Origin of the sequence: Streptomyces sp. SID1328 (assembly GCF_009865595.1) — a bacterium.
In the GTDB taxonomy this organism is placed as follows: Bacteria; Actinomycetota; Actinomycetes; order Streptomycetales; family Streptomycetaceae; genus Streptomyces; species Streptomyces griseoluteus.
In genome coordinates this window covers 1-2,952 of record NZ_WWKH01000939.1, presented here as the reverse complement: position 1 = coordinate 2,952, position 2,952 = coordinate 1, and the positions used below count along the sequence as shown (strand labels likewise).

The window sequence follows — 2,952 nt, the reverse complement described above, 5'->3', positions numbered from 1 at the left end:
GCGGGGCGTGGTGCGGGGCAGCCGTCCGGCGTACTCCGTGCGGCTGCCCTCGGTGACCCGGTCCGTACCCCGTGCCCCGGTGGCCGAGCGGACCATGGGGTGGCTGCGGATCGCGGCGGCGTACTCGTGGCGGCTCATCATGGTCGGGATCGTCGTCTGGGGCATGTTCAGCGTGCTGGGCCGCTTCCAGCTCATCGCCGTGTCCTTGTTCCTGGCGCTGGTCGTCACCTCGGTGCTGCGGCCGCTCGCCGATGTGCTGGACCGGTTCATGCCCCGGCCGCTGAGCGTGGCCGTGGCGCTGATCGGCAGCATCCTGCTGGTGCTGGGGCTGCTGGCGCTGGTGGGCAACGCGGTGGCGGGCGAGTCGACGCGGCTGGGCGGGGAGTTCCGGGGTGGGGTGCACCGGATCGAGGAGTGGCTGCGGCAGCCGCCGTTCCGGCTGAGTCCGGGGCGCCTGGCCGCGGTGCAGCAGGAGGTGACGGACTATCTCTCCCGGCACCGGGCGAGCCTGTTCAGCAGCGCGGTGTCCGGGCTCGGCCGGGTGGTGGAGGTGATCACGGGCGGGGCGCTGGCGCTGTTCGCCTCGGTCTTCTTCATCCACTCCGGGGAGAAGCTGTGGCGCTGGGTGAGCGTCCGGCTGCTGCCGAGCAAGGCCCGGCCGGTGTGGGAGCGGGCGGGCCGGGCCGCCTGGCGGACCTTCGCCGGCTATACGCGGGGCATCATCATCATCGCCGCGACCAACGCGATCCTGGTCGGCATCGTGCTGTTCGTCCTGCGGGTGCCGCTGGCGCTGCCGCTGACCCTGCTGGAGTTCTTCGCCGCGTTCGTCCCCCTGGTGGGCTCCCCGGTGGCGCTCGGTGTGGCGACGGTCGTGGCCCTGGCCGGGCGCGGCCCGCTGACGGCCGCCGCGGTACTGGTGCTCATCGTGGTCATCGGCCAGTTGGAGGGGCACGTCCTGCATCCGCTGGTGATGAGCTGGGCGGTGCGGCTGCATCCCCTGGTCGTCGCGGTCTCCGTGATCGCCGGCAGCATCGTGGCCGGAGTGATCGGCGCGGTGGTGGCAGTGCCGTTCGTCTCGGTGGCGTGGGCGGTACTGAGCGCACTACGGGCTCCTCCCCCGCCCTAGCTCGCCCTGCCGTCCAACGCGACGCTGGCCTCCACGGCGTGCACGTCCGCCAGGACGCGGCTGTCGGACGCGTTCGAGGCGAGGGCGAGGAGGAAGGCCGGATGGTTGCCGGCGACCACGGTCAGTTCCACGCGGGCGGTGCCGCCGTCGTGCGGGACGTCCAGGGCGACGGTGTGGGCGGTGCGGCCGCCCAGTTCGGTGCGGCGGGACTCGGTGAGGGTGGGGGCCGCGTCCGGGAAGAAGAACGCGGCGTTGGAGCGGGCGGCGCCCTCGGCGGTCCGGCGCAGTTCGGCGCTCGGTACGGGCCGCCCGGCCGCGCCGGTCAGCACGGTGGCGTCCTCGGCCGGGGCGGCCTCGGAGGCGCCGCTGATCCGGGAGGAGAACGCGCCGAGCAACTCCCGGTCCGCCGCCGGGTCGTGACGCCAGCCCTCGGGCACGGCGTAGGAGACGCCCGCGCGGGTGTCGGTCACGCGCGGGCGGTCACCGTCGTTGCCGGACCAGGAGAGCGCGGCCCCGCCGCACGCGACGGTCACGCCGAGCGCGGCCAGCCCCGCCCACAGCCGCGGTGCCGGAGTCTTCGGTGATGGCGTCGTCATGCCTTCAGCCTGCCCGAAGAGCTGGAAGTACGCCTGAGTGCGGGTACTCAGAAGCCGCCGTCCTGAGTAGCGGCCCCGTCCGGGCTGAGTACGCGCGCTCAAGTGCCCGGCGAAGGGCGGCCCGTAGCGTCGGTGGTGCCGGAGCGGCGGGAAGCAAGGGGTGGGGTCATGAGCGGGTACGAAGCAGGGGGGACGCGGCAGCGCCGGCCGTGGCCGGTCGCCTACGTGGTGGTCGTCGGCCTGCTGACCGCGGGCGGGGCGCTGCTGAACCTGCTGCTGTGCTACGTCGCCGTCTTCGCCACCGACGACTGCGGCATCCACCGCCCGGACCCGCTGCACTGCACCGGCGGCGGTCTGCTGCTGATGTGGGGGCTGCCGTGGGTGGGCCTGGTGTGGGCGGCGGGCGCGGCGCTCGCGGTCGCGGCCCGGCGGCGTGGACTCAGGCCGTGGTGCGGGCTGCCGCTGGGGGCGCTGGTGTACGCGGGCGGGCTGGTGCTGGCCTGGCAGGTGGTGGTCGCGTGACGGTGCGCGGGCCGGCCCGTGGGCCGGGTCCCGCGCACGGAGGGCTGCCGGAGCGTCAGCCGTTGGCGAGCGCCCGCAGCCTGGTGAGGGAGCCGTTGAACTTGTTGTGGTCGCCCACCGTCTTGCCGGAGGAGGTGTACTGCCACATGGAGTGCGTGGACCAGCCGGCCGGCAGGGTGCCGGGGGTGGAGGCGTAGCGGGCGATCCACAGCGGGGTGGACGAGGCGAAGCCGGAGTAGTCGCCGGTGCAGTCCTTCCACCAGTTGGTGGCCGTGTAGATGACGGCGGAGCGGCCGGTGCGGGCCTTGTAGCGGTTCAGGAAGTCCTTGATCCAGCTCACCATCGCGCTCTTGGACTTGCCGTAGCAGGACGCCCCGTAGGGGTTCCACTCGATGTCCAGGACACCGGGCAGCGTCTTGCCGTCCTTGGACCAGCCGCCGCCGTGGTCGACGAAGTAGTCGGCCTGGGTCTTGCCGCTGGTGGTGTCGGGGGTGGCGAAATGGTACGAGCCCCGGATCATGCCCACGCTGTAGGGGCCGTCGTACTGCTGGGTGAAGTAGGGGTTCTTGTAGTACGTGCCCTCGGTCGCCTTGGTGTAGGCCCACTTGGTGCCCGCGCTCCACAGGCTGGACCAGGCGACGTTGCCCTGGTGGCTGGAGACGTCCACGCCCTCGGTCTGGCTCACCCGGAGGCCGGCGGACCGGTCGG

General features: G+C 73.1%; 4 protein-coding genes. 2 read left to right on the top strand and 2 right to left on the bottom strand.

From position 1 onward, the window contains the following. Positions 1-7: 7 nt before the first annotated feature. A complete protein-coding gene (locus GT030_RS30445) occupies positions 8-1,126 on the top strand; it encodes an AI-2E family transporter (RefSeq protein ID WP_346009777.1) in 1,119 nt (372 codons plus the stop codon). Here the strand turns inward: GT030_RS30445 and GT030_RS30440 are convergent. Continuing rightward, a complete protein-coding gene (locus GT030_RS30440) occupies positions 1,123-1,722 on the bottom strand; it encodes a hypothetical protein (RefSeq protein WP_161203848.1) in 600 nt (199 codons plus the stop codon). The two genes, GT030_RS30445 and GT030_RS30440, sit on opposite strands and share 4 nt — an antisense overlap. 168 nt (positions 1,723-1,890) lie before the next feature. On the opposite strand from GT030_RS30440, the gene GT030_RS30435 reads away from it, so the two are divergent. Further along, positions 1,891-2,244, top strand: a complete 354-nt coding sequence (locus GT030_RS30435; RefSeq protein ID WP_161203847.1) for a hypothetical protein — start codon at positions 1,891-1,893, stop codon at positions 2,242-2,244. Positions 2,245-2,299: 55 nt separating this feature from the next. Here the strand turns inward: GT030_RS30435 and GT030_RS30430 are convergent. After that, a partial coding sequence (locus GT030_RS30430) for a lysozyme (protein WP_161203846.1) occupies positions 2,300-2,952 on the bottom strand: 653 nt, incomplete at its 5' end.